The sequence below is a fragment of the Bacillus sp. FSL K6-3200 genome, assembly GCF_038630485.1.
Lineage (GTDB): Bacteria > Bacillota > Bacilli > Bacillales > Bacillaceae > Bacillus > Bacillus safensis.
Window position 1 is genome coordinate 3424723 of record NZ_CP152032.1, and the last position, 21694, is coordinate 3446416.

Consider the following 21694-nt stretch of genomic DNA (forward strand, 5'->3'; position numbering starts at 1 on the left):
TTTAAACCTCCTCAGCTAGCGACAAGTTTTCATTTTCAAGAATGTTGCTTTCCTCATCAAGTCCAAAGGCGACATTCTTTTCAATCCATTTACGGCGTGGTTCTACTTTGTCCCCCATAAGAGTTGTGACGCGGCGTTCCACACGTGCAGCATCATCAATTTTGACCCTGACTAGTGTTCTCGATTCTGGATTCATTGTCGTTTCCCATAGCTGGTCGGCATTCATTTCACCTAACCCTTTGTAGCGCTGAATCGTGTATCCTTTTCCAACTTTCTTCAATACGTCATCCATTTCTTCATCAGACCATGCGTACTCAATGATTTCTTTTTTCCCTGAGCCTTTGCTGACTTTATATAAAGGCGGGAGTGCAATAAACACTTTGCCATGCTCAATCAGCGGCTTCATATAGCGGTAGAAGAATGTCAAGAGAAGCACTTGAATATGCGCTCCATCCGTATCCGCATCTGTCATGATCACGATTTTGTCATAATTGATGTCTTCTACATTAAAATCGACACCGACGCCTCCACCGATTGCATGAATGATGGTGTTGATTTCTTCGTTTTTGAAAATATCAGCAAGCTTTGCTTTTTCTGTATTGATGACCTTTCCGCGCAGCGGCAGCACCGCTTGGAATTTACGGTCACGCCCCTGTTTTGCTGACCCGCCCGCAGAGTCACCCTCAACTAGGTATAGTTCGTTTCTTGCTGGGTTTCTAGATTGAGCAGGTGTTAATTTGCCGCTCAGTGTTGCTTCAGACTTTTTACGTTTCTTGCCGCTCCTCGCTTCTTCACGGGCTTTTCTAGCAGCTTCTCTTGCCTGCTGCGCTTTAATCGCTTTTTTCACAAGAAGAGTGGCTGTTTCCCGGTTTTCTTCAAGGAAATACGCAAGCTTTTCAGAAATAACAGCATCAACAGCTGAACGAGCCTCACTTGTCCCAAGCTTTCCTTTTGTCTGTCCTTCAAATTGAAGCAGCTCTTCAGGAATTCTGACAGAAATAATAGCAGACAGTCCCTCACGAATGTCAGTGCCTTCTAAATTTTTGTCTTTTTCTTTTAAAAGAACCACTTTACGTGCATATTCGTTAAAGGCTCTCGTCATGGCCGTTTTGGCACCAGACTCATGTGTTCCGCCATCTTTTGTTCTGACGTTATTAACGAAGGAAAGGATATTTTCCGAATAGCCATCATTAAATTGAAAAGCAAAATCTACTTCGATGGACTGATGCTCTCCTTCAAATGAGACGACTTCACTTAGAACATCTTTTTCTTCATTTAAATAAGCAACAAAGGCCTCAATACCTGTCTCATAATAAAACGTTTCTTGTACATCATGCCGTTCATCGATCAGCTCTATTTTTAACCCTTTTAATAAAAAGGCAGATTCTCTTAAACGCTCTGATAATGTATCGAAATTATAGGTCGTGACACTGAACATGGTAGGGTCCGGCTTAAAATGAATCAATGTTCCCGTTTTTTTCGTTTTCCCGACTTTTTCAAGTGATGTGACAGGTTTACCGCCGTTTTCAAAGCGCTGTTGATAAATATACCCGTCACGTTCAATTGTGACAGTGAGCCATTCTGACAGCGCGTTCACAACAGATGCCCCAACTCCGTGAAGTCCACCACTTGTTTTATATCCGCCTTGACCAAATTTTCCGCCTGCATGAAGGACCGTTAAAATGATCTCAGGTGTCGGTTTTCCAAGCTTATGCATACCAGTAGGCATTCCTCGTCCTTTATCTTGGACAGAAATGCTGTTATCTTTATGTATTTTGACAATGATATGATCTCCATGGCCAGCGAGCACTTCATCGACAGAGTTGTCTACAATCTCATAGACAAGGTGATGAAGACCGCGTGAATCCGTAGATCCAATATACATCCCTGGACGCTTACGGACCGCTTCAAGTCCCTCTAGCACCTGAATAGAATCATCGTTATAATCTACTTGCTGCTTTTTAACCAAATGCTTAATCCCCTTTCACTAACAAACATAACCGGCTAATCATCAAATGATCTCTCTAGATTTTAATGATGATCATGCTGCTCATTACTTTCCACTTTAATAAGCTGCATCATCACCATGCATGTGTAATTCACCAATACATGCTCTTTTGCACAGCTATGAGAATCATTCTATATTCTGCAATCAGAACTAGAAGTCCATTATAAACAAGACTGTTTCATAAGCCAACTGCAATCATATGATGGTTTTAGCGAAACAGAACAAACGTTCTATATTTATCTTATCGCTCTTTTTCTCGATATGCAAGGCTGCCGATATGTCCCTGTCGCCTTATTTTATCGCTTTCTTCTAGAATCGCAAATATGTTTCTGCAACAAAAAAGCAAAAATCCTTGAAAAACCAAGGATTTTTGACGATTTAATGAGTTTTTGTCATCGCATGAGCCACCTTGATACATAAATCCATGATGGCGACCTTGCCATTTTCCTCAATCAGCCTTTTCGCTTCTTCGTGATATATGCCTTGCTGCGCCCAAAAAACAGGTGCGTCTATTTCGAGAAACTCTTCTGCCACCTCTGGCAAAAACTCTGAACGTCTAAAAACATTGACGATATCGACAGGCTCTTTTATGTCTTTTAAAGAAGAGACTGCTTTCACACCGAGAGCTTCATCGATCGTAGGGTTCACTGGAATGATCTCATACCCGGCATCCTGCATCGCTTTAGACACCATATAAGATGTCCGGTGCGGCTGATTTGATAATCCAACAACAGCAATTCGTTTACTGCTCTTTAATATACGGCCAATTTCTTCTTTCGTAGGATTGTTCATCAAGACACTCCTTTTCCTCTATTTTAGCGAATTTCTGCTTAAAAACAAAGCTGAATCCATCTGCTTTCGATTTTTTCAAAAAAAGTTCCCCATGTTTTTCACAAGATCATGTTAAAATGTAAGACAAGAGGGAGAATATAAAGGAGTTATGCAGATGTTAATTGCTTTGATGTTTATTTTGGCTTATCTTCTCGGCAGTATTCCATCCGGTCTCATTGTCGGGAAAGCTGCAAAGGGAATCGATATCCGTGAACATGGCAGCGGAAACCTAGGTGCGACGAATGCATTTCGTACACTTGGTGTAAAAGCAGGGTCTATTGTGATTACTGCTGATATCCTAAAAGGGACGCTTGCTTCAGCTTTACCGTTTTTCATGCAGCTGGACATCCATCCCTTATTAGCAGGAGTTGCTGCTGTTATCGGTCACAGCTTTCCTGTCTTTGCAAAATTTAAAGGGGGAAAAGCAGTCGCTACATCAGGCGGTGTGCTGCTATTTTATGCCCCATTCCTATTTATCACGATGATCGCTGCTTTTTTCTTATTTTTATACATTAGTAAATATGTTTCACTATCATCTATGCTGACCGGGATCTATACATTCATTTACAGCATATTCACCAAAGACCTATTCTTAATCATTGTTGTTGCCGTTCTTGCTGGCTTTGTGATCTACAGACACATCGCCAACCTCAAACGAATTCTCAACAAAACTGAACCGAAAATCAAATGGCTCTAGCCGTTTCATCCATTTAAATATGTGGTAAAAGTAAAGAAAAGCTGTTTTTGCATCCTGCATTTTAAAAAACAGCATGACTTCAAAAAGGGGCGATCACAATGAAATTAACGATAAAAGAAGATGCACTCAATTGGTACAAAGATGAATTAGATTTAGAAAAAGGTGATCAAGTTCGCTTTTTTGTGAGATATGGCGGGTGCAGTAATGTACAAAAAGGCTTTTCTCTCGGCGTCGCAAAAGATGAACCTCAAAATGCCGGCGCAACCGCTGAAATAGAAGGTATTACTTTCTTTATTGAGGAAAGTGATATTTGGTACTTTGACAACCATGATCTGCATATTGATTATAACGAGTCCGTGAAAGAACCAGAATTTCATTATGAATAAACAAAAAAGATACCTCATCCCTCGGGTATCTTTTTTGTTTTACACTTCAATATACAGTCCATACTCCTGAATGTTTCCTAAAGACCGTTCCTTTTGCAGAATTCTTTTTTGCGGTTCTCCGATCAAGTCAAAGTGAGGAAACCCTGCGCGGTCATGGATCCATTCTTTTTTTAATCCGTGTCTTTCTCCCCACTCAACTAATTGCTTCATATCCTGACAGGCTGCTTTTGTGACGGTATTGGCATTTGGAAAACGGTCATCAAGCCAATAGTGTGTTAAAAAAGCAACTTTCCCTTGCTGGACAGCTGTTTTCCAAGCGTTTAAATCGTTTCGTTTAATACCAAAAGCCATGGATTATACCTGTTTCTTCGACTGTTCATATACTTTATGCCAGGCAGGAAAGGCTTTTCTAAATTGAATAGGTCTAAAGGTGTTTTTATCTACACAAATATGCGAGGTTGTCCCTGTAATCGCTGTTTGTCCATCAGGTTTTTGAATTTCATACCCATACACCGTTTTGACACCATTATATTCTTCAATCCATGTATGAACGGTTGCTGTTTCACCATACAGCAATGGTTTTTTATATTGAACCTGCAAGTCTATCACAGGTGCAAGAGCACCGTCTGCTTCTAGCTGCGCATAGGAAAAACCTAATTCTTTAATCAATGCTGTTCTGCCAACTTCCATCCAGACTAAATAATTGGCATGATACACGATGCCCATTTGATCTGTTTCTGCATAACGGACTTCTATTTCTTTTTTTGATATATACACGTTTTCATCGCTCTCCTATCAAAACCTAAGGTCTGTCTCTGCCATTTTACCACATTCCAAATGGTTCTTCTAAAAGAGGAAACAAAATAAACCAGGAATCCCTGGTTTATTCGGTATAGCCATTCTTTCTTGCCGATTCTTCGTCCTTGATTTCAGAGCGCATCGCATCAATACTCATTTTGCGGTTTTCATTTTTTTGTTTGATCATTTGCTTTTCTGCATCTGTCGAAAGGGACATCGCTGCTTCAGATTCATCGATATTGTCAAGTGTGTTCTCGATCATATCTTGCAGCTTTTCAACATTATCAGAACGATCATCTGGATTGGATTGATATGACTTGTCATTCATCACGATTCCCTCCTTATTCGCCCTTCGTCTGTATCACATCAGGCTGTTCATTTGATTTATTATGCATCTTTTTACCTTTATTCCGTTTGTATGCTACAGGTTTTGTCCCTAAATGGTCTGGTGTAAACTGCGCTTGTTTATCATGCTCTCTACCCATCATTCATCCCTCCCTCTTCTTTAGGATGAACGAAAACGGATAATTCATAACTTATTTCTGTCTAAATCGCTCTTCCAACTTTTCTTCAAGCTGGTTTAAAAATTCCTCATTGCTTAATAATTCTTTTTTATTTTCAAGCACAAGCTCTTCAAATGTGCGTCGTTTTCTTCTTCTCATTCCACTCACCTCCATATATGTATGATTACATTTTCGCCAAAACATTTAGAAAATAAGCAAAAGAGCTGAATCATTATAGATCCAGCTCTTTTTCAATTTCTTTTTTTGTCAGCATTTGATGCTTCACAGACATGATGCGTCCTTTTTCATCTAATATGTATGTCGTTGGGTATGAAAGCACCTGATATCTTGCTTGAATGCCTTTTTGGTCCAATAAAACAGGAAAGCTCAGCTTTAATTCTTTTGTGAATGCTGCCACATGATCCACACTCTTTTCAGTGGTCGTCAAATTCACCGCTAGTACTTCGACCCCGTCATTTTCGCTCCTAATCGCGTCTAAATCCGGCATTTCCGTCCTGCACGGCTTACACCATGTCGCCCAGAAATTGACGAGCACCTTTTTCCCTCGGTAATCAGATAACGAGGCGGTTTTGCCGTCAAGGGTTTTCAGTTCAAAATCAGGGGCTTGATCCCCTTTTTCAAGACCGATTGCAGGCTCTTTTGGCCCAAATAAATTCCATGCAAGTAAACCAATCAACACAAGTAAAACAGCGCTTGCCATTCCTTTTTTCCACATGATTGATCCTCCACTATTTTAAAAAAGAAGAGAAAGCTGTTAGATCGCCTTCTCTTCTTTGCTGAATTAGTTGCTTGCCAATTTTTCGCGAAGTACCATTTGAAGGATACCGCCATGACGATAGTAGTCAATTTCGACTTCACTGTCAAAGCGAACCACTACTTCAAACGTTTTCTCGTTTCCATCTGTGTCAATTGCTTTCACAGTGACGAGATCACGCGGACGAACTGTTTCGTCAACATGAACTTCAAATGTTTCTGTTCCTGTTAGGCCATGAGTTTCTGCACTTTCTCCGTCTTTAAACTGCAGAGGAAGTACGCCCATGAAGACAAGGTTACTTCTGTGGATACGCTCAAAGCTTTCAGCTAGAACAAATTTAATTCCAAGAAGGTTTGTTCCTTTTGCGGCCCAGTCACGTGAAGAACCCATTCCGTAGTCTTTACCTGCTAAAATCGCAAGACCTGTTCCATCCTCTTTATAACGCATACATGCATCATAAATCGATGTCACTTCACCAGTTGGCCAGTAGGTTGTATATCCGCCTTCTGTTCCTGGTGCAATTTGGTTCTTAATACGGATGTTTGCAAAAGTACCTCTCATCATAACATGGTGGTTACCACGGCGAGACCCATATGAGTTAAAGTCTCTAGGCGACACGCCTCTTTCTTGCAAGTATTTGCCCGCCGGTGTGTCCTTACCAATCGCTCCAGCAGGAGAAATATGGTCAGTTGTGACAGAGTCACCGAACTTCGCAACGACGCGCAAGCCTTTAAGCGGTTCAACTTTACCAGGTTCAACTGATAGGTTTTCAAAGAATGGCGGGTTATCAATGTATGTGGAATTTTCATCCCATTTGTACAATGCATCATCCGTCGTTTTAATTTCATTCCAGCGGTCATTGTTGTCAAACACAGTTTCATACTCTGAACGGAATAGCTCAGGTGTAACAGTGCTTTTAACGACGCTGTTGATTTCATCCATTGATGGCCAAATGTCATTGAAATAAACGTTCTCGCCATTTTTATCGACACCGATAGGGTCTTTTGTTAAATCAATATTCACCGTACCAGCAAGTGCATAAGCCACAACTAATGGTGGAGATGCAAGGTAGTTCCCTTTCACAAGCGGATGGATACGACCTTCAAAGTTACGGTTACCTGATAAAACAGAAGTGATCAGCAGATCGTTTTCAGAGACAGCATCCTCAATTTCTTGTGCAAGCGGTCCTGAGTTTCCGATACATGTTGTACAGCCATAGCCAACAATGTTAAATCCGAGGTCTCTTAAATATGGAAGAAGTCCTGAATTCACAAGGTATCCTGTTACAACTTTAGAACCTGGCGCTAGTGACGTTTTCACGTAGTTTGGCACCTTCATACCGAGCTCACTTGCTTTCTTCGCAACAAGACCTGCTCCGATTAAAACGTATGGGTTCGATGTATTCGTACAGCTCGTAATCGCCGCAATCGCAATCGCACCTGTCTTCATCACAGCTTTTTCACCGTTTGAAAGATCAAATTCGATTTGTTTATCAAGCTCTGATTTATCTAAGCCAAACCCTTGGTTACCAGCTGGGCTTTCGATGTGTTTATGGAACGTCTCTTTCATTTGAGAAAGTGGAATCAAATCTTGTGGACGTTTTGGACCAGATAAGTTTGATTCAATTTGAGAAAGATCAATTTCCACAACATCTGTAAAAATTGGCTCTTCTGCATCTGGCGTATAGAATAAGCCATTTGCGCGAGAATATTCTTCAACGATATTAATTTGCTCTTCATCACGTCCAGTAAGGCGAAGGTAAGCAAGCGCTTCTTCATCTACTGGGAAGAATCCACAAGTAGCACCGTATTCTGGCGCCATGTTCGCAATTGTTGCGCGATCTGCTAACGGCAATTGTGCAACACCAGGTCCGAAGAACTCAACGAATTTGTTAACTACGCCTTTTTCACGAAGAACTTGTGTAACTTTTAGTGCAAGGTCAGTTGCAGTTGTTCCGTTTGGAAGCTCTCCAACTAATTTAGCACCAATAACTTCTGGTACTGGGAAGTATGAAGGCTGACCGAGCATACCAGCTTCCGCTTCGATACCGCCAACGCCCCATCCAAGTACACCGATACCGTTAATCATCGTTGTATGAGAGTCAGTACCAACTAATGTATCTGGGTAAGTGATGATCTCGCCATCTTCTTCAATCGCATGAACAACACTTGCAAGATACTCTAAGTTCACTTGGTGAACAATTCCTGTTGCAGGCGGCACAGCTTGATAGTTATTAAACGCTTTCTTTGCCCAGCTAAGGAAGTTATAACGCTCTGCGTTACGTTCGAATTCTAAATCCATGTTAATGTTTAATGCATCTTCAGTTCCAGCTTTATCAACTTGTACTGAGTGGTCAATAACAAGGTCAACTGGAATTTCAGGGTTGATTTTATCCGGATCCCCGCCTACATCTGCCATTGCTTTTCTTAAAGAAGCAAGGTCAACGACGGCTGGTACACCCGTGAAGTCTTGTAAAATAACACGAGAAGGTTTAAATGGAACATCAATTTCTTTTACCTCGGCAGTTCCCCATTTTGCCAAGTTTTCAACGTGTTCCTTCTTGATCACTCTACCGTCTACTTGGCGAAGCACTGATTCTAAAAGTACCTTAATGGAATAAGGCAGCTTAGAAACATTTCCGATTCCTTGTTTCTCTAGTGCTTCTAACGAATAATAGTGATACGTTTTCCCATTTGTCGAAAACGTTTTTCTAGATTGAAAAGCGTCTTGTTTAGCGACTTGCTGCTGTTTCGACATGTCCAAAATCCCCCTTTTGATGATCAAGATCAATTTCAATTCTCAGAAAAATCGTCGTATTTCACCACAATTTTCTCACAATTTCATCTTAAAACAAATTCATACATAAGTAAATAACAATGCTTTTATTAAATTCAATAAGTTTAACTTATCATCAGGAAATGATTACTCTTCATAAACGAAGCGGGGCGGGCTCATACTACAAATGAGGTGATATAACATGACAAAACGCAAAGCTAATCATGTCATTAATGGCATGAACGCAGCCAAAAGCCAGGGTAATGGCGCAGGCTATACGGAAGATGATCAACTCGTTTTAACAGAAGAACAAAGACAAAACAATAAAAAACGCAAAAAGAATCAATAAGAAGGAGCCAAAAATCATGACGAATAAAAACACAGGGAAAGACATCCGTCAAAACTCTCCTAAGGAGCATCAAGGCGGACAGCCTGAGCCATTATCAGGCAGTAAAAAAGTGAAAAACCGCAACCATACAAGACAAAAGCACAATTCACATCATGATATGTAAACATTCCCCTCTCATCCCGTGACCAAACGGGATGTTTTAGGTCTTTCACACATTTCCATTTTCATCATATGATTTATTATGAGATGTGATGGAGGAGTGTTTATGGAGAATGAAAAGCAATCGAATTCCTCTGATTTTCTTGAAATAGATGATTGGCTCAATGTTTTAATGGATGATCCATTTGCCTGGTATGATGAACACCTCCCAATTGATCTTTATGAAACAAGCCGTGACTATATTATCGAAATCGATGTCTCCACCCTATCGATCACTGATGTAAAACTGACCTTCGCTGGACATGAGCTGACGATGACTTACACAGTACAAAAACCAAATGGTGAAGGCGAACAGTCAATTGAAAAAAGCGTGATGCTCCCTTTTTATTTAAACGACAAAGACATTGAAACAGATTATGAAAACCGAATCATATCGATAAAAATTAAAAAATGTTCCGACCATCCAAACGGTGCATTTTCCTTTCAAATCCCGCACTTCAAACATTAAGAGCCCACCTTTATTTAGGTGGGCTCTCTTCCGTTCGTTTCAAGTCAATACCTTTTGCGAACCACCATGGCCAAATAGTAGAGTCGCTATATGATAATGTATTCTTTTTCTATTGATTGGTTTGGGTCATTCTAGTAAATGGGCGGCTATCAATGAAAAAGGGCGTTTATAGAGATAATAGACATACATTTTTGTTATTTTCTTCTATCCTCTCTTCATGTAATATAAAATAGAGAGATAAGGGGTATAAGGAGTGAGAACATGTTAAGCGGCTGGTTTTTGTGGTTCATTTTATTTTGGGGTACAGTGATGATCGGATTACTCGCAATCGGTGGCTTTTTTATGTTTCGTAAATTTTTAAAACGATTACCAAAGGAAGATGGGAAATCAGAACTTGATTGGCAGGATGAATATATTCAAAAGAGCCTTCACCTATGGCGGGATGAGGACAAACAGCTGTTAAATGAACTCGTATTGCCTGTTCCAGAGCTGTTTAGAGATGTTGCCAAAGAAAAAATTGCGGGTAAAATTGGCGAGCTGGCATTAAAAGAACAGGCTGCCAGCATTAATTTAGACTTAATCATTCGCGGCTACATTATGGCTACACCGAAGCGGGATCATAAGTTTTTACTGAAGCGCCTTCAAGAAAAAAACATTGATCACTCGCCATATGAATCGTTATTAAAATAACCTCCTTTTTTAAAAAGGAGGTTTAATTCATTTGAATCTGCTGCGGATCTAATTGTTTGGACAGCTTTCTAAACGACAAATACATGGCAACGCGCCAAGGCACGATCATGCCAAAGGCAAGAATCCAAAACATACCGCTTAATGAACCATAATCAATAGAAGAACTCAGGATGGTCTTCATTCCGATACGAAGGACAAGAAGTCCAATGAGAATGAACACAAATGCTTTTGAACGCTTTAAGTAGATGTCATTGCCTCTAATTTCAAACTTTGATGTTTTGATTAAAAATATAGAGAAAAACATCCCCACTGTGATCGCTTCTAGAAATTCAGCTCCAGTTACCCGAAACATAGGAACAAAAAACATCAGTGCACCAGTGCTCATGAAAATAGGAGGTAAAATAATTTTTTTCGCAGTTGCAGGTTTTGCAGATGACTTAATGCGAATAAACATGACGGCCACCGCCATACATATCGCTATTATAGAAGAGATCAAAATCATCATATCAAATCATTCCTTTATTCTTTAAGGTCAGCCTATGTATAATATACTCCAATTGACGAAAAAAAACCATTCGCCGCGACTGTAGAAAACGATTTCAAAAGCCTGTAAAGCCACCAAACAATGATGAGAACATGATGATAATCCATGTGAGAAGATCAAAGAACAGCAAAATCCCTACCACAATCATAATGATCCCGCCAATTCGCATGATGAGCTGCTGACGCTTTCTGATCCACCCCATTTTCGTAATGAAAAAGGAGAGAATAAAAAACGGGACGGCAAATCCAAATATATACGTAATCATATACATGACCGCCGACTCAGGATTGTTACTTGCCAGTGTGATGACAGCGGATAAAATAGGTCCAGTACAAGGTGTCCATCCAGCGGCAAAGCCCATTCCGATGAGAATGGATCCAAAAAAACCAGCAGGACGATTTTTGAACTGTATTCTCTTTTCGCCCATGAGGAAAGAGGGCTTAAATACGCCAAGAGTCATAAAACCAAAGAAAATAATGAGGATGGCTCCAATTTGACGAATCGCTTGATGATAATCATTAAAAAACTTCCCGACAAACGATGTCCCAAAGCCAATCGCAATAAATATAATAGAGAACCCAACTAAAAAGAATAATGTATGAAGCAGACTTCTTCTTCTCAGCATCACCTTCTCAGATTTCACTTCATCTATACTAACGCCCGTAATATACGATAAAAACGCTGGATAAAGCGGCAGACAGCACGGTGAAATAAAAGAAAGAAATCCTGCTCCAAATGCTAAAAAGTAATTCAAATCTGTCAAAAGAACACCCCCTTCTTACAATATACAATAAGAGATGACAAAATCATTTCATTTTTTTTACATCACCTCAATAAAGATGGTCTATTCTCTTAAAACCTTATATAATTTAATTTGACATCAAGATAATGAATCCTTTAAATTTGAAAATAAACCTTAAAATGGATATAATAGAATCGATTCTTTTTATCAAGATTTGCATGAAAGGAACATGACTTTGGTAAAAACATCATTATTAACTCAAATCGAAGAGAAAAGAGAAGAGCTGATGAAAGTTGTCTTGCACAATGGGATGACATCAACAGTGACCATCGAACATAGCCAGCAGCTAGATCATCTCCTCTTACAATATCAACGACACTTACACTCAAACTCAGCCAACTAATCATACTTCATGATATCAAACATGCCGCACAATTATTAAAACAGTTGATATGGTGACCATAAACGAAACAAAAACCTCTGACATAGGGGTTTTTTGTTTTTTTACATGCTGCTTGACGCCATAATAAAAACCACCTTCCCTGCTTCATTCATGCAAGTACAGTGGTTTTAAGCGTCTGATGAAGGTGAATTGAATAAAGAAAGGACAACGCTTGTCCATTCTTTATAACCATGTTCCATCTATGATCATAATATCGTACGTATTATTTCGCTTGGTTGTTCATGGCTTTCATCATTTGATTGATTTTCTTCTGGGACGGTTTCATGCCCATTTGCATCATCATCATTCGAAGCATTTGTTCATTAATCGGTGGATTCTTTTTCAAATAGCTCATCATATACTTACGAGCAATAAAGAATCCGAGTGCAACTCCTGCAAGCAGTGCAACAACGCCTACAAGGATGACAACCCATAAATCCATAATTCTTCCTCCTTCATGTTGTCTCGTATAAAGTGTACTAAACAAAAGGCTATTATACAACATTTCACGTTCAATTTTATTTTTTTAAACAAAATTCCTCACTTTTACTGGATTAAGCCACCCGTGCTTCTTTGAACTAAAGTCCATCGCAAGAAAACAAGGGCTGATTTTTCTCAGCACTTCAAAAAACACCGTTTCTGCCTCATAACTGCCAGTGGCAGACATTTGGATATACCTGTCTTTTATAATAAATGCTGCAGTTCCTTTTCCATCTGGTAAGGAGGCGCTGTAAATCGAGCCTATTTGTGTATAGTGAATGTTCGTTAAGTTATTCATTAGACGCTGGTGCATATGAAAAGCAGGGATTCGTTTCGTCACATAATCCACTTGCTTCACAAGCATAACCAACTCATCGTCAGTGCGGTTCGTCCAGTGTAACGACTCAAACAAATGAAACAAAATTGATTCTCTGCCAAAATAGTGATGCGCAAATTCATCCTCAATCCAATAAATATAATAATGGCGTTCCATGTCTATCCCTTCCTTTCACATTTCGTCAATCTCATTTATTGCTTGTATTATACAAAAATGTGAAAGAAAGAATTGTCTATATATGAAGCAAGAAGAAACTAGTTTTGTCAAAAAAACAAGAAAAAAGAAAAAAGTTTGCAGAGCGGATGAAAATGCTCTGCAAACAGATAGCAAAAAAGCATGATGCTTGAAGATCGTTTATTTATTCAGCTTCGCTTTCACGCGGCTGACTACATTGCTGACAGTAAATCCGTATTTCTCGATAATGGTTTCACCTGGAGCAGAAGCACCAAATTTATCAATTGCAATCACGTCACCATCAAGGCCAGTATAACGCTCCCAGCCAAGTGAAGCGCCCATTTCAATCGCAACACGTGCACGCACTGCTTTAGGAAGAACGGATTCTTTGTATTCGTCTGACTGCTGATCGAAGCGATCCCATGCAGGAAGGCTGACAACAGACGCGCGGATACCCTCTTTTTCAAGTGCCTTTTGCGCTTCAATCGCTAAACCAACCTCAGATCCTGAAGCGAGTAGAAGTGCTTCTGGCTGTGCATCAGCTGCTTCAACCACAACGTATCCACCTTTTTCTACTCCCTCATATGCCTTCTCTGGTGCCTGGTCAATCGTTGGAAGGTTTTGACGAGTAAGAACTAGTGCAGTCGGTTTATCCGTTGAAGATACAGCTAGTTTCCACGCTGCAGCTGTTTCATTTCCATCTGCTGGGCGGATAACTGAAAGGTTAGGCATCGCACGCAATGAAGCAAGCTGTTCAACCGGCTCATGCGTCGGACCATCTTCACCAACAGCGATACTATCATGAGTAAAGACGTATGTGACTGGAAGTCCCATTAAGGCAGCAAGACGAATCGCTGGTCTTAAGTAATCTGAGAAAACAAAGAACGTTCCGCCGAATACACGAAGACCGCCGTGAAGTGCCATACCATTGAGCGCAGCACCCATTGCAAATTCTCTGACACCGAACCAAATGTTTTTGCCGGCATAATTATTTTTTCCGAAATCGTCCGTGTTTTTAATCGTTGTTTTATTTGATCCAGCAAGATCAGCCGAACCACCAATAAAGAAAGGTACTTGCTTCGCAATGCCATTTAACACTTCGCCTGAAGATGCGCGGGAGGCAAGGCTTGAACCTGCTTCATAAACAGGAACCTCTTGATCCCAATTCTCAGGAAGTTTTCCTTCAATCGCAAGCTTCAGCTGTGCTGCTAGCTCTGGATATTCTTTTTCGTATTGCGCAAACAGCTCATTCCACGCTGCTTCTTTTTTCTGTCCTGCGTCTTTTACAGCTTCTTTGAAATGATCGTACACTTCAGAAGGTACATGGAAATCTTCTTCAAACGTCCAAGAGTAAGCATCCTTCGTCAGCTTTGCTTCCTCACTGCCAAGCGGTGCACCATGCACACCAGACGTTCCCGCACGGTTTGGCGACCCGAAACCGATCGTTGTTTTCACTTCAATTAATGTAGGTCTGTCTGTGCTTTGTTTCGCCTTTTCAATAGCAGCTGTTACTTCTTCGATGTTGTTGCCGTCTTTCACGTAAAGAACTTCCCAGTTCATCGCTTCAAAACGATTCTTCACATTTTCAGAGAATGAACGATCTAGGTCGCCATCTAAAGAAATGTCATTTGAATCGTAAAGAACGATTAAACGGCCTAAGCCTAAATGACCAGCAAGTGAAGCAGCTTCAGAGGAAATCCCCTCCATTAAGTCTCCATCTCCGCAAATGCTGTATGTATAGTGATCTACAACATGAAAGTTGTCTTTGTTATACGTTTCCGCAAGATGTCTTTCTGCAAGTGCCATTCCTACGGCCATAGCAATTCCCTGGCCTAAAGGACCTGTTGTCGCATCTACGCCTTCTGTATGTCCAAATTCAGGATGTCCAGGTGTTTTGCTTCCCCATTGGCGGAATTGTTTTAAATCTTCGATGCTCAGGTTGTATCCGCTTAAATGAAGCATGCTGTATAAAAGCATAGAACCATGTCCTGCAGATAAAACAAAGCGGTCTCTGTTGAACCAATTTGGATTTTGCGGACTTACGTTTAAGTGATTCGTCCATAAAGCGTATGCCATTGGTGCAGCACCCATCGGCATTCCTGGGTGACCGGAATTCGCTTTTTCAATTGCGTCTATGGAGAGAGTACGTATTGTTGCAATAGATTTCAATTCAATCGTTTCCATATAAATCCCCTTCCGTATCTTGTGTACACCATTATCATAAATCTACTGTCCTTTTTTCACAACTATTTCACGCTGAAAAAGAAGGATTTTGTCACATTTAGTTTATCGATCACCTAAAAAGTTATGCAAATATGAAAAAAGACGAGAATATTCTTCCCATCTTTTCAAAATTCAAGAAATCACAGCCTTAATGAAGGTTCTGATCTTTTTCTCTTTTTAATTTTTCTGGTGTGACATCGTTTCCTTCAGGGTCAACGATTTTAACGGTTTTAAGTGTATTTTTCATAGAAGAACGAAAAGCTTTCAAATACTCTTCTCTCAACTTCTTTTGTTCTGTTTTTTCAGCGTCTGATAAACCGGTCTCTTTCGACTTTTTTGAAAGCTCATTTATTCTTGCAAGCTGTTCTTTAGAAATCATGACAAACTCCTTTAAAGCATTTTCTCTACATACTACTAAATATCAATCATTTTGACAACAAATCACGCTTTAGGTGGTAAGGCCTTTTTCGTATTCCTGATACCTTCTATGCACCGTTGCTTTTGAAATGTCAAAACCTAATGCCTGAAGAGTTGCGGCAATTTCGGCGAACGTCATGTTGTTTTTTCTTAATCGAACAATTTCTGAAATCGGTACTTCAATACGTTCACGGCCAGGTGCATGGTCCTGCTGCCTTAAATTCAGTTCAGGCTGATATCCGCGCTCAACAGCCCTTTTCATCCCCCGCTTGATTTTCAGGTTATGAATTTTCCGTTGGTACTCTTCGACGACTCCTACAATCTCAATGACCATTTCATCTGCTTCTGAAAGCTCAAGCTCTCCTCTATGAAACACACTGTATACCTTTACGTTCTCTTTAAATAGACAATGAAGAAGCGCAATTTTTGCTTGTCCTCTTCCAAGACGTGTTTCATCTTGGATAAGAACGGCGTCAATTGACTCTTCCTTCAGTGCAGCAAGCATTTCAAACACACCATCACGATCTAGATCGTATCCACTTGCTTTTTCTTTGATGACTTTGACCACATTCATCTTGTGCATAGCAGCTAACGCCAGCAGTTCTTCTTCTTGTCTTTTCAGCGAGGTTTCCTGCTCTTCTTTGACAGTGCTTACTCTCGCATAAATGATTGCGTTCATGTCTAAAATCGACCTTTCTACTGTACTGTTGCAAGTTGATATACGACTGGATGCTCTTTTTTGACGGGTATGACAAGAATGTCTCCTGGCTGGATTTCTGTTGAAGCAAGATCATTGTGTTCGGTGACCCAGTCAATAAATGCATTTTTGTCGATTGATTTGCTATCATTTACTTGATCAGCTAACCCCCAAAGAGTATCACCTGATTGAACCTCTATTTTAACATACTGATTTGAATCATTATGGCTTGTGACTGCAATAAGTGAGAGAAATATGCCAACGATGAATGAGAATACCCCAATAAAAATAATAGATTCTTTTAACCTCATAATGTCATCTCTCCTAATAGAATATGTGTTCGCTCTTTCTGTCACTCATTATAAATACGAACAAACGTTTCTGTCAAACGTTTTTTTCGAACCTATGTTTGTACTGTTAGGAAAAACATGCTATAATTTCTTTAAAATTGACGTTTTGAGGTGCAAAAGATGACGAAGCTATCAAAAAGACAACTCGATATCCTAAAATTCATCAAAGATGAAGTAAAAAGCAAGGGTTATCCCCCATCCGTCCGTGAAATTGGAGAAGCTGTCGGTCTAGCATCCAGTTCAACGGTCCATGGACATTTAGCTAGACTAGAAACAAAGGGCTTAATTAGAAGAGACCCGACAAAACCTAGAGCGATCGAAGTACTAGATGAAGAGGAAATGAATATTCCAAAGAGTGCTGTAATGAACGTCCCAGTCATCGGAAAAGTAACAGCCGGCCTGCCTATCACGGCTGTTGAGAATGTAGAAGAATACTTCCCTCTTCCAGAGACTTTTGCAGCACCAGATGAACAAGTGTTTATGCTTGAAATTATGGGAGAAAGTATGATTGATGCAGGCATTTTGGACAAGGACTATGTCATTGTGCGTCAGCAAAGCACCGCTAACAATGGAGATATTGTGGTCGCCATGACAGAGGAAGATGAAGCGACAGTGAAACGTTTCTATAAAGAAAATACACACTTTAGATTACAGCCAGAGAATCCATCAATGGAACCGATTATTTTACAGAATGTGAGTATACTAGGTAAAGTGATTGGCGTATTTCGAAATATTCATTAAAAAAAGCCGGTATTTCATCAGCTGCTGATGAGAACCGGCTTTTTCTTTTATGCACAAGAATAGGCAAGAATACTTGAACTTGGGAAGGAACCAAATGTAAAGTTCGGCCATATAAAGCCAGTAGTTCGGCCAAATGGCTGTGACGAAAGGATATACATTAAAAATACTTGACCGTTTCTCAATAACACAATCGTCCATCTTCTATTACATCCCGCTGCAAATTGTACAGTTTGATGGCCTCCGCCTACACCTTGCCCAGATATAAGCGACTGCATACTTTGTGGCTGAGAGAGTGCTTGCTGATACTGGGAAATGATATGCTGCGGCGGTGCCGGCGGTGCTGAGTGTCCGCCTGAACCTTGCCCTGGCCAAGTACCTCCTCCTCCTATCGGAAACCCAGGAAACCCTCCACCTTGAGGAATACCAACAGATGGAAATCCTTGCATCTGCCTATCATATGAATACCCATTATACACACCTTCATACGGTTGATACATACGAAACACCACTTTCTTTAGACATTCATCACGACAGTATATGTCATAAATAAAAAAGAGTGTGTTAAACGTCTAAATAGAAATTTTTCCAAAAGACGTTTCATTCTTCTTTAGAACGGTTAAATAATCATTAAGAAGAAAAATAAAAAAAATGAAAACTTTTTGTCTCCCTCAAACGTTATATAATTAGAAACAAAAGAAATAAAAGAACATTTAGATTTAATACTTGTAATATCACTGTAATTATTGTAACATTTGTAACATAAGAAGTTTTCATTGAGAAAAGGAGGCAATTGCCTTGAAAAAATTATTTGTTTTATTAACTGCTATTATGCTTATGATCTCATTACAAACGACAACATTGGCCGCTTCCAAGAAATCAGCCGCTTTGACAAATAAAGAAGCGTTACATATTGCCCTTGATGCAAGAGAACATTTTTGGAGTGCAATGTCAGGCTACAAAATTAAAGAACATTCTGATTACAAATTAAAATCATTTAGCTATAAAGATATGACGTACAACTATCTTTCTAAAACATTTGATACAAAGAAAAAATTAAACAGCTATCTATCTCAAGTTTTCACTAAAGATGCCATCAAACATGGTTTAAAAGATTATCAGTTCATTGTTCATAAAGGCAAAATGGCTGTTCCAGTCGGTGACGGAGACAACATGCTTAATTGGGAAAAAGCCACACCTAAACTTGTTTCAAAAAAACAAACGATCCGCACATATGAATTCACAGTCCCAACACTTGATGGACGCAAAGTAAAACGAACTGTAACGTACGAAAAAGTACAAAAAGATTGGAAAGTAACTAAAATTGACGCTGTCATCTAAATAAAAACCAGGCCTTTCATCGGCCTGGTTTTTATATTGGAGAAAATTCGGTCATGCGGTCCAGCGCGTGAGCAAGTGATGATGCCGTGCGAAATTCATTAAAAGGAAGCCCGAGCTGCACTGCTGTTTGGGCAATTTCTGGTCTAATCCCTGAAATGGTCGTCTCTACTCCAATTAATCGAAGTGACGTGACAAGATCAAAGATTTGATGAGCCACCATTGTATCAATAATGACAACACCCGATAAATCTATACATAAATGCTGAACACCTTTTTGCGAGCACTGTTTTAGCGTATTTTCTAAAATAATCTTTGCTCTAGCTGTGTCAATGTCACCTACTAAAGGCAATAACGCAATCTGGCTTTTTAAGACAATCACCGGTGAGCTCAATTCGTAAATCATATCTCTTTGAGCCACAAGCTTCTTCGTGGTATTTTTCACATATTGCTGGATAAACACATGGATTGAAATGTTAAACGCTTCGGAAATTAAATCATACCAATAAAAGATGCGGTCAATATCAATTTCATCTTGACGCTGTTTTATAAATTCTTTTAAGTAATACAGAACCACTCTTTGATTGGACATGTATTCTCTCACGACGTAATCTAATGGTGTATTTAAGTGCTTCGGATCACTGGCTAAGTCCTCAGACCATTTTTTAAATTCAGTATGTAAATACGTCTTGTCTTCAATAATAGCTCGTATAAAATGCTGGTAATAATCTTGATTCTGCCGTTTTAGCTCTGCTATGATGCTGGAATCTGTTGAACGATATATGGATTCTGCATCATCGTCCTCAATTGATTCATACCATGTTTCAGTCAGCTTCTCTGCATGCTGCATAAAAAAATCGTATAATGCACGGTTCTTATCCATAAGCATATGTCCCTTCACATTTTCTTCTTGTCAGTCTTCGTACCTTATAGATTGATTGTACCACTGAATCTTTTGTCCCTGCTATCTCGAATAGGCTCTGATGATAAACAAAAGAGCCTCCCACTCTAAGGAGACTCTTTCCAGATTTATTTCACAATGAATAATATTCTTTTTCCATCAGGAAACCCGCTGATTTGATGGCCGACCCATGAGCCTGCTCCCCTATTATCAGATGGACTGACATATTGAACGCTTGCGCCTTTTCCTCCCTCAAGACAAACCGCCATCGGCCATTCATCCCGGTCAAAGCCAGGTTTTGTCGGAATTCCTTTTAATGATTCTTGCCTGCGGGCATCTGCTCCATTTCGGTCAATGGTACAAACATCTGAATGCCCTTTTCGAATGGCATCTTGAATATGACTGCCTGTTTCAGGGTATCGTTCCTTTGGAAATTGAACGACATGATCATATCGATCAGCACCTTTTGCTGCCTGCTTCTCTCCAAATCCACCTAACAACGTGCCCATCCATATCACAAAACATAAGGCGACAGCAGCAATCCAGCCTCTTTTCATCTTCAAAAGCGCGTGACCTCCTCATCCATCTTAAGCATCATCTTTGACTGAAAGGAAATGTGTCATTTTAATGTATGAGTGGTTCGCGGAAGACATGAAAAAAAAATGATGGTTAGAAATAAGACTCCTATTAAATCGATCCATACAAAAAAGCTTGTCCCCTATAAAGGAAACAAGCTTTATTTTTTATTGCGCTTTCGCATAGTTTATAAACTCGACAAAGGCAGCTGTCGCTTTCGGACCGCCATTCATCGTTCCGTTTGAATACCCAGCGTTATGAACTCCAACGATTTGCTGGTTCTGATCTAGCATGGCAGAACCTGAATTTCCGCTGAATGTATCAATCGTATAATATGCTAGATTCGTATCTTCTCTCGTCACAGGACCTGACATCTCCCATTGTGACACCTTACCAGTCGATCTCATTTTATCACCAGGATATCCAGAGATTTTAATGGTTGTCCCAGTCAAGTTTGTCACCTGGCGGATGGATCGGTAGCCAACCGTATTGCCAATGTTCGTATCGGTTTTGATCACGGCAAAGTCATATTGGCTTGCACCAGTATTAATATACCCGCTTGGCACATAGAACTCAGTCATTTTTGCTGAACCGTTCACCGCAGTACTATCATTCATACCAGGATATACAGTTCCTTTTTCACTATAGCTTCTCGATGCTGTATTGTATACGCAGTGTCCGTTTGTCAAAATTTTGTTAGGAGCAATGAGTGTCCCCGTACAGCTGGAGCCGCCAAATGTAATATAAGCAATCGAATTGTATGGTGCCACTCTTGTATTTGCTACTTTGGTTCTACCATCGTCTCCAATGACGACTTTCGTTTGAAAATCTTTTAAATATTTTGATAGTGGTTTTACTTTTTCGCCAACAGTAGAAGAAAGATCATCCACTTTGTCAAAGGATGAGGGGGCTTTCGTATCATTGTGGAAATCACTTGAAGAGATCACTTTTCCATCAGAAGTCACCATGTCATAATCAGACGTTAGTACTGAATCCGATGCGGCATGGGCAAAACTAGGCACACTTAAAGCACCAAAAACGAGAAGAGATGGGAGTAACATTTTCACCTTTTTCATCATATTCCTCCTTTATGTCCTATATCAAAAATCATACGATTGTTTCATATTGGAGTAAATGAGAGAATATTCTTATTTTTTACAAAATATTTCATTTTCAAATTAGGTGTTTTGTATCTTCCCAACCTTCATTCTATCGATCTTTTTCTATGAGAACAGAAAAAAACCGCCTATTAGGCG

The 21694-nt window shown here is 39.8% G+C and carries 31 protein-coding genes; 9 read left to right on the top strand and 22 right to left on the bottom strand.

Annotated elements, in window-relative coordinates:
* Window position 1 precedes the first annotated feature (1 nt).
* The 3 genes from parE to MHI60_RS17575 all read right to left on the bottom strand — a co-directional run bounded on the left by parE (window position 2) and on the right by MHI60_RS17575 (window position 2879).
* Window positions 2-1969 carry a DNA topoisomerase IV subunit B gene (gene parE / locus MHI60_RS17565; RefSeq protein ID WP_095408620.1) on the bottom strand — a complete coding sequence of 656 codons (1968 nt, stop codon included), beginning with the start codon at window positions 1967-1969 and terminating at the stop codon, window positions 2-4.
* Between the two features lie 417 nt (window positions 1970-2386).
* Window positions 2387-2800 (bottom strand): CoA-binding protein, encoded by a 414-nt coding sequence (locus MHI60_RS17570; protein ID WP_095408619.1) that lies wholly within the window; start codon window positions 2798-2800, stop codon window positions 2387-2389.
* The gene (locus MHI60_RS17575) at window positions 2751-2879 is read right to left on the bottom strand and encodes a hypothetical protein (protein ID WP_257995200.1); all 129 of its coding nucleotides are present in this window, start codon (window positions 2877-2879) and stop codon (window positions 2751-2753) included. Before MHI60_RS17575 ends, MHI60_RS17570 begins: the two co-directional genes overlap by 50 nt.
* A 75-nt stretch (window positions 2880-2954) precedes the next feature.
* On the opposite strand from MHI60_RS17575, the gene plsY reads away from it, so the two are divergent.
* Window positions 2955-3536 carry a glycerol-3-phosphate 1-O-acyltransferase PlsY gene (gene plsY / locus MHI60_RS17580; RefSeq protein WP_024425146.1) on the top strand — a complete coding sequence of 194 codons (582 nt, stop codon included), beginning with the start codon at window positions 2955-2957 and terminating at the stop codon, window positions 3534-3536.
* Between the two features lie 98 nt (window positions 3537-3634).
* Window positions 3635-3922, top strand: a complete 288-nt coding sequence (locus MHI60_RS17585; protein ID WP_024425145.1) for a HesB/YadR/YfhF family protein — start codon at window positions 3635-3637, stop codon at window positions 3920-3922.
* 39 nt (window positions 3923-3961) lie between these two features.
* Here the strand turns inward: MHI60_RS17585 and MHI60_RS17590 are convergent, their stop codons facing one another.
* The 7 genes from MHI60_RS17590 to acnA form a co-directional block, all read right to left on the bottom strand.
* Window positions 3962-4273: a hypothetical protein gene (locus tag MHI60_RS17590; RefSeq protein WP_111291034.1), complete on the bottom strand. Its 312-nt coding sequence runs from the start codon at window positions 4271-4273 to the stop codon at window positions 3962-3964.
* A 3-nt stretch (window positions 4274-4276) separates the two neighbouring features.
* The gene (locus MHI60_RS17595; protein ID WP_144470640.1) at window positions 4277-4699 is read right to left on the bottom strand and encodes a thioesterase family protein; all 423 of its coding nucleotides are present in this window, start codon (window positions 4697-4699) and stop codon (window positions 4277-4279) included.
* A gap of 106 nt (window positions 4700-4805) precedes the next feature.
* Window positions 4806-5048, bottom strand: coding sequence for a small acid-soluble spore protein Tlp (gene tlp / locus MHI60_RS17600; protein ID WP_144470638.1), 243 nt, complete (start codon window positions 5046-5048; stop codon window positions 4806-4808).
* 13 nt (window positions 5049-5061) lie between these two features.
* Window positions 5062-5205 (bottom strand): acid-soluble spore protein N, encoded by a 144-nt coding sequence (locus MHI60_RS17605; RefSeq protein WP_008357830.1) that lies wholly within the window; start codon window positions 5203-5205, stop codon window positions 5062-5064.
* A 51-nt stretch (window positions 5206-5256) separates the two neighbouring features.
* Window positions 5257-5382, bottom strand: coding sequence for an FbpB family small basic protein (locus MHI60_RS17610; protein WP_003211002.1), 126 nt, complete (start codon window positions 5380-5382; stop codon window positions 5257-5259).
* Between the two features lie 73 nt (window positions 5383-5455).
* Window positions 5456-5959, bottom strand: coding sequence for a TlpA disulfide reductase family protein (locus MHI60_RS17615; RefSeq protein ID WP_111291030.1), 504 nt, complete (start codon window positions 5957-5959; stop codon window positions 5456-5458).
* 66 nt (window positions 5960-6025) lie between these two features.
* Complete coding sequence (gene acnA / locus MHI60_RS17620; RefSeq protein ID WP_095408614.1) at window positions 6026-8755, bottom strand: aconitate hydratase AcnA; 2730 nt, start codon at window positions 8753-8755, stop codon at window positions 6026-6028.
* A 220-nt stretch (window positions 8756-8975) separates the two neighbouring features.
* Between acnA and sspO the strand changes: the two genes are divergently transcribed.
* The 4 genes from sspO (at window position 8976) to MHI60_RS17640 (ending at window position 10479) form a co-directional block, all read left to right on the top strand.
* Window positions 8976-9122 carry a small acid-soluble spore protein O gene (sspO, locus tag MHI60_RS17625; protein ID WP_034283440.1) on the top strand — a complete coding sequence of 49 codons (147 nt, stop codon included), beginning with the start codon at window positions 8976-8978 and terminating at the stop codon, window positions 9120-9122.
* 16 nt (window positions 9123-9138) lie between these two features.
* Window positions 9139-9285, top strand: coding sequence for a small acid-soluble spore protein P (locus MHI60_RS17630; protein ID WP_003211331.1), 147 nt, complete (start codon window positions 9139-9141; stop codon window positions 9283-9285).
* A gap of 102 nt (window positions 9286-9387) precedes the next feature.
* Window positions 9388-9789, top strand: coding sequence for an Hsp20/alpha crystallin family protein (locus MHI60_RS17635; protein ID WP_144470636.1), 402 nt, complete (start codon window positions 9388-9390; stop codon window positions 9787-9789).
* A 261-nt stretch (window positions 9790-10050) separates the two neighbouring features.
* A complete protein-coding gene (locus tag MHI60_RS17640) occupies window positions 10051-10479 on the top strand; it encodes a DUF2621 domain-containing protein (RefSeq protein WP_024427086.1) in 429 nt (142 codons plus the stop codon).
* Between the two features lie 22 nt (window positions 10480-10501).
* Here the strand turns inward: MHI60_RS17640 and MHI60_RS17645 are convergent, their stop codons facing one another.
* Together MHI60_RS17645 and MHI60_RS17650 are read right to left on the bottom strand one after the other, a co-directional pair.
* On the bottom strand, window positions 10502-10984 hold the full coding sequence (locus MHI60_RS17645; protein ID WP_047203110.1) for a CcdC protein domain-containing protein: 483 nt from the start codon (window positions 10982-10984) through the stop codon (window positions 10502-10504).
* A 94-nt stretch (window positions 10985-11078) separates the two neighbouring features.
* Window positions 11079-11786, bottom strand: a complete 708-nt coding sequence (locus MHI60_RS17650) for a cytochrome c biogenesis protein CcdA (RefSeq protein WP_144485325.1) — start codon at window positions 11784-11786, stop codon at window positions 11079-11081.
* Window positions 11787-12000: 214 nt separating this feature from the next.
* Here MHI60_RS17650 and MHI60_RS17655 point away from each other — a divergent pair, with 214 nt between their 5' ends.
* Window positions 12001-12168: an aspartyl-phosphate phosphatase Spo0E family protein gene (locus tag MHI60_RS17655; RefSeq protein WP_008343814.1), complete on the top strand. Its 168-nt coding sequence runs from the start codon at window positions 12001-12003 to the stop codon at window positions 12166-12168.
* Window positions 12169-12430: 262 nt separating this feature from the next.
* On the opposite strand, the gene MHI60_RS17660 is transcribed toward MHI60_RS17655, so the two are convergent.
* The 6 genes from MHI60_RS17660 to yneA form a co-directional block, all read right to left on the bottom strand.
* A complete protein-coding gene (locus tag MHI60_RS17660; RefSeq protein WP_003212379.1) occupies window positions 12431-12649 on the bottom strand; it encodes a YneF family protein in 219 nt (72 codons plus the stop codon).
* 84 nt (window positions 12650-12733) lie between these two features.
* A complete protein-coding gene (gene sirA / locus MHI60_RS17665) occupies window positions 12734-13180 on the bottom strand; it encodes a sporulation inhibitor of replication protein SirA (RefSeq protein ID WP_144485323.1) in 447 nt (148 codons plus the stop codon).
* Between the two features lie 198 nt (window positions 13181-13378).
* Window positions 13379-15382 carry a transketolase gene (gene tkt / locus MHI60_RS17670; protein ID WP_095408611.1) on the bottom strand — a complete coding sequence of 668 codons (2004 nt, stop codon included), beginning with the start codon at window positions 15380-15382 and terminating at the stop codon, window positions 13379-13381.
* A 187-nt stretch (window positions 15383-15569) separates the two neighbouring features.
* Window positions 15570-15800, bottom strand: coding sequence for a DUF896 domain-containing protein (locus tag MHI60_RS17675; protein ID WP_048240230.1), 231 nt, complete (start codon window positions 15798-15800; stop codon window positions 15570-15572).
* A 69-nt stretch (window positions 15801-15869) separates the two neighbouring features.
* On the bottom strand, window positions 15870-16517 hold the full coding sequence (locus tag MHI60_RS17680) for a recombinase family protein (protein WP_073979991.1): 648 nt from the start codon (window positions 16515-16517) through the stop codon (window positions 15870-15872).
* A 17-nt stretch (window positions 16518-16534) separates the two neighbouring features.
* Window positions 16535-16846, bottom strand: coding sequence for a cell division suppressor protein YneA (gene yneA / locus MHI60_RS17685; RefSeq protein WP_024425130.1), 312 nt, complete (start codon window positions 16844-16846; stop codon window positions 16535-16537).
* Window positions 16847-17005: 159 nt separating this feature from the next.
* Between yneA and lexA the strand changes: the two genes are divergently transcribed.
* The gene (lexA, locus tag MHI60_RS17690) at window positions 17006-17626 is read left to right on the top strand and encodes a transcriptional repressor LexA (RefSeq protein WP_034283422.1); all 621 of its coding nucleotides are present in this window, start codon (window positions 17006-17008) and stop codon (window positions 17624-17626) included.
* A 47-nt stretch (window positions 17627-17673) separates the two neighbouring features.
* Here lexA and MHI60_RS17695 read toward each other — a convergent pair whose 3' ends face one another.
* On the bottom strand, window positions 17674-18123 hold the full coding sequence (locus MHI60_RS17695) for a hypothetical protein (protein ID WP_095408610.1): 450 nt from the start codon (window positions 18121-18123) through the stop codon (window positions 17674-17676).
* Window positions 18124-18421: 298 nt separating this feature from the next.
* On the opposite strand from MHI60_RS17695, the gene MHI60_RS17700 reads away from it, so the two are divergent.
* Window positions 18422-18964, top strand: a complete 543-nt coding sequence (locus MHI60_RS17700; RefSeq protein WP_095408609.1) for an IseA DL-endopeptidase inhibitor family protein — start codon at window positions 18422-18424, stop codon at window positions 18962-18964.
* Window positions 18965-18995: 31 nt separating this feature from the next.
* Here the strand turns inward: MHI60_RS17700 and MHI60_RS17705 are convergent, their stop codons facing one another.
* From MHI60_RS17705 to MHI60_RS17715, 3 genes are all read right to left on the bottom strand, one after another.
* Window positions 18996-19844 carry an STAS domain-containing protein gene (locus MHI60_RS17705; protein WP_111292992.1) on the bottom strand — a complete coding sequence of 283 codons (849 nt, stop codon included), beginning with the start codon at window positions 19842-19844 and terminating at the stop codon, window positions 18996-18998.
* A 146-nt stretch (window positions 19845-19990) separates the two neighbouring features.
* Complete coding sequence (locus MHI60_RS17710; protein WP_223250982.1) at window positions 19991-20371, bottom strand: NucA/NucB deoxyribonuclease domain-containing protein; 381 nt, start codon at window positions 20369-20371, stop codon at window positions 19991-19993.
* Between the two features lie 234 nt (window positions 20372-20605).
* Window positions 20606-21514 carry a trypsin-like serine protease gene (locus MHI60_RS17715; RefSeq protein WP_039178896.1) on the bottom strand — a complete coding sequence of 303 codons (909 nt, stop codon included), beginning with the start codon at window positions 21512-21514 and terminating at the stop codon, window positions 20606-20608.
* Window positions 21515-21694 lie beyond the last annotated feature (180 nt).

Coding starts and splice junctions, on each gene's coding strand:
- MHI60_RS17570 (WP_095408619.1), bottom strand. CDS start 2,800: ATGAACAATCCTACGAAAGAAGAAATTGGCCGTATATTAAAGAGCAGT.
- plsY (WP_024425146.1), top strand. CDS start 2,955: ATGTTAATTGCTTTGATGTTTATTTTGGCTTATCTTCTCGGCAGTATT.
- MHI60_RS17585 (WP_024425145.1), top strand. CDS start 3,635: ATGAAATTAACGATAAAAGAAGATGCACTCAATTGGTACAAAGATGAA.
- MHI60_RS17590 (WP_111291034.1), bottom strand. CDS start 4,273: ATGGCTTTTGGTATTAAACGAAACGATTTAAACGCTTGGAAAACAGCT.
- tlp (WP_144470638.1), bottom strand. CDS start 5,048: ATGAATGACAAGTCATATCAATCCAATCCAGATGATCGTTCTGATAAT.
- MHI60_RS17605 (WP_008357830.1), bottom strand. CDS start 5,205: ATGGGTAGAGAGCATGATAAACAAGCGCAGTTTACACCAGACCATTTA.
- MHI60_RS17610 (WP_003211002.1), bottom strand. CDS start 5,382: ATGAGAAGAAGAAAACGACGCACATTTGAAGAGCTTGTGCTTGAAAAT.
- MHI60_RS17615 (WP_111291030.1), bottom strand. CDS start 5,959: ATGTGGAAAAAAGGAATGGCAAGCGCTGTTTTACTTGTGTTGATTGGT.
- acnA (WP_095408614.1), bottom strand. CDS start 8,755: ATGTCGAAACAGCAGCAAGTCGCTAAACAAGACGCTTTTCAATCTAGA.
- sspO (WP_034283440.1), top strand. CDS start 8,976: ATGACAAAACGCAAAGCTAATCATGTCATTAATGGCATGAACGCAGCC.
- MHI60_RS17630 (WP_003211331.1), top strand. CDS start 9,139: ATGACGAATAAAAACACAGGGAAAGACATCCGTCAAAACTCTCCTAAG.
- MHI60_RS17635 (WP_144470636.1), top strand. CDS start 9,388: ATGGAGAATGAAAAGCAATCGAATTCCTCTGATTTTCTTGAAATAGAT.
- MHI60_RS17640 (WP_024427086.1), top strand. CDS start 10,051: ATGTTAAGCGGCTGGTTTTTGTGGTTCATTTTATTTTGGGGTACAGTG.
- MHI60_RS17645 (WP_047203110.1), bottom strand. CDS start 10,984: ATGATGATTTTGATCTCTTCTATAATAGCGATATGTATGGCGGTGGCC.
- MHI60_RS17660 (WP_003212379.1), bottom strand. CDS start 12,649: ATGGATTTATGGGTTGTCATCCTTGTAGGCGTTGTTGCACTGCTTGCA.
- sirA (WP_144485323.1), bottom strand. CDS start 13,180: ATGGAACGCCATTATTATATTTATTGGATTGAGGATGAATTTGCGCAT.
- tkt (WP_095408611.1), bottom strand. CDS start 15,382: ATGGAAACGATTGAATTGAAATCTATTGCAACAATACGTACTCTCTCC.
- MHI60_RS17675 (WP_048240230.1), bottom strand. CDS start 15,800: ATGATTTCTAAAGAACAGCTTGCAAGAATAAATGAGCTTTCAAAAAAG.
- MHI60_RS17680 (WP_073979991.1), bottom strand. CDS start 16,517: ATGAACGCAATCATTTATGCGAGAGTAAGCACTGTCAAAGAAGAGCAG.
- yneA (WP_024425130.1), bottom strand. CDS start 16,846: ATGAGGTTAAAAGAATCTATTATTTTTATTGGGGTATTCTCATTCATC.
- lexA (WP_034283422.1), top strand. CDS start 17,006: ATGACGAAGCTATCAAAAAGACAACTCGATATCCTAAAATTCATCAAA.
- MHI60_RS17695 (WP_095408610.1), bottom strand. CDS start 18,123: ATGTATCAACCGTATGAAGGTGTGTATAATGGGTATTCATATGATAGG.
- MHI60_RS17705 (WP_111292992.1), bottom strand. CDS start 19,844: ATGGATAAGAACCGTGCATTATACGATTTTTTTATGCAGCATGCAGAG.
- MHI60_RS17710 (WP_223250982.1), bottom strand. CDS start 20,371: ATGGGCACGTTGTTAGGTGGATTTGGAGAGAAGCAGGCAGCAAAAGGT.
- MHI60_RS17715 (WP_039178896.1), bottom strand. CDS start 21,514: ATGAAAAAGGTGAAAATGTTACTCCCATCTCTTCTCGTTTTTGGTGCT.